Genomic DNA, 2,130 nt, shown 5'->3' with positions numbered 1-2,130 from the left:
CTCCTGTCCGCCCGGCGCGGCGACGTCAGCGCGGCCCGCGCCGCCGTCCGCCTGCCGCCGCCGCTGCGCCCGGCGCCACCGCTGCCGCGCGCCGTCGGCGCCACGGTCCCCGGCCTGCCCCCGTTCATCACCCCCACCGCCGACTTCTACCGCGTCGACACCGCCCTGACCCTGCCGCGCATCGACCCGCGCGCCTGGTCGCTGCGGCTGCACGGCATGGTCGACCGCCCGCTGGTGATCGGCTTCGACGACCTGCTCGCCCTCGGGCTGGAGGAGCTGGACCACACCCTGTCCTGCGTCTCCAACGAGGTCGGCGGCCCCTACGCGGGCACCACCCGCTGGCTTGGTGCCTCGCTGCCCGCCCTGCTGCGCCGCGCCGGCGTCCGCTCCGGCGCCGAGCAGCTCGTCGGCCGCTCGCAGGACGGCATGACGATCGGCACCCCGGTCGAGACGCTCCTCGACGGGCGCCGGGCGCTGCTCGCGGTGGCGATGAACGGCGAGGCGCTGCCCGTCGAACACGGCTTCCCGTGCCGCACGGTGGTGCCCGGCCTCTACGGCTACACCTCGGCCACCAAGTGGCTCGTCGACCTGGAGGTGACCACCTTCGCCGCCCGCGACCCGTACTGGGTGCAGCGCGGCTGGGACCGCACCGGCGAGGTCCGCACCGCCTCGCGGATCGACGTGCCCGCGCCGTTCGCCCGCGTGCCGCCCGGCGACGTGACGGTGGCCGGCACCGCCTGGGCCACCCACCGCGGCATCGCCGCCGTCGAGGTGCGCGTCGACGGCGGGCCCTGGCGGCAGGCCGAACTGGCCGCCGACGCCGGGCCCGACCTGTGGCGCCAGTGGACCCACACCTGGACCGGCGCCGCCCCCGGGACCCACCGCATCGAGGCCCGCGCCACCGACGCCACCGGGGCCGTCCAGCCCGCCACCCGCACACCCCCCTATCCCTCGGGCGCGACGGGCTGGCACAGCGTCGTCGTCACCGTCACCTGACCCCACCTCACGACCTCCCCACCCCTTCGGCATCCGGGATCCGCCCGATGCCCCCTGACAGGAGAATCCGTCCATGAACACGACCGTCCTGGTCCGCAAGCCCTTCGCCGCCGTCCTCGCCGCCGGCCTGCTGGCCGCCTCCCTGAGCGCGTGCAGCAGCAGCAGCAGCGGCGGCGACGCGAAGTCCTCGGACACGGCCAAGAGCACCACCGCGGCCGCCGCACCCCAGGCTTCCAGCGCCCAGGCTTCCGGTGCCCCGGCCGCCGAGCAGGTGACGGCCGGGCAGCCGTTCGGCACCGCGTGCGCGGCCGTCCCCAAGGACGGGGCGGGCAGCTTCACCGGCATGGCCAAGGACCCGGTCGCCACCGCCGCCTCCAACAACCCGCTGCTGTCCACCCTCGTCACCGCCGTCAAGCAGGCCGGCCTGGTGGACACCCTCAACTCCGCGAAGAACATCACCGTCTTCGCCCCCACCAACGACGCCTTCGCCAAGCTCCCGAAGAAGGACCTCGACGCCGTCCTCGCCGACAAGGACAAGCTCACCAAGATCCTCACCTACCACGTCGTCCCCCAGCGCCTGGCTCCCGCGGCACTCGCCGGCGGACACAAGACCCTGGCCGCCGACGACCTCACCGTGACCGGCGCCGCCCCGGACTTCACCGTCAACTCCGCCGCCAAGGTGCTGTGCGGCGACGTCCAGACCGCCAACGCCACCGTCTACATCGTCGACACCGTCCTGATGCCCGCCTCCTGACCCGGCATCAGCCCATGAACCGCGGCCCCCGGCGAACACCCCCCCCCCGGTAGCCGGGGGCCGCACCCCCCACCTCCCCCGCCCGCTTGCCCGCTTGCCCGGCGACCGAATATGTAGACCGACCGACATATTCTTCCCACGTCTCGCAGGCTCGCCCGTGCACAGGAAATCGGACCCGCCGACTTCCTGTGCACGGTGGCATGGCGGCGCTTCTGCCCCCACCAGGGAAATATGTAGACCGACCGGCATATTTCTCCTGCGCCACAGTTCCGGCCGCGGGGGGGGGGGGGGGGGGCGAAGGGTGTGGGGGTGAGAGAGACTCGCACCCCCCCACGCCCCCCCCACACAACCCCCGTTCGACCCAAAAAGGGAGGAAAAAA

Annotated in this window: 2 protein-coding genes; both read left to right on the top strand. The window is 73.8% G+C overall.

The annotated features are described in order from the left end of the window. The coding region (locus tag ACFVX9_RS32185; protein WP_387984949.1) for a molybdopterin-dependent oxidoreductase at positions 1–996 on the top strand (996 nt) is incomplete at its 5' end. A gap of 73 nt (positions 997–1,069) precedes the next feature. Further along, positions 1,070–1,750: a fasciclin domain-containing protein gene (locus ACFVX9_RS32180; protein WP_387984946.1), complete on the top strand. Its 681-nt coding sequence runs from the start codon at positions 1,070–1,072 to the stop codon at positions 1,748–1,750. Positions 1,751–2,130 lie beyond the last annotated feature (380 nt).

This window comes from Kitasatospora sp. NPDC058243 (genome assembly GCF_042882025.1).
Taxonomy (GTDB): domain Bacteria; phylum Actinomycetota; class Actinomycetes; order Streptomycetales; family Streptomycetaceae; genus Kitasatospora.
Note: the sequence above shows the minus strand (reverse complement) of the source record. Positions and strands in the feature narration are given on the sequence as shown.

Coding starts and splice junctions, on each gene's coding strand:
- ACFVX9_RS32180 (WP_387984946.1), top strand. CDS start 1,070: ATGAACACGACCGTCCTGGTCCGCAAGCCCTTCGCCGCCGTCCTCGCC.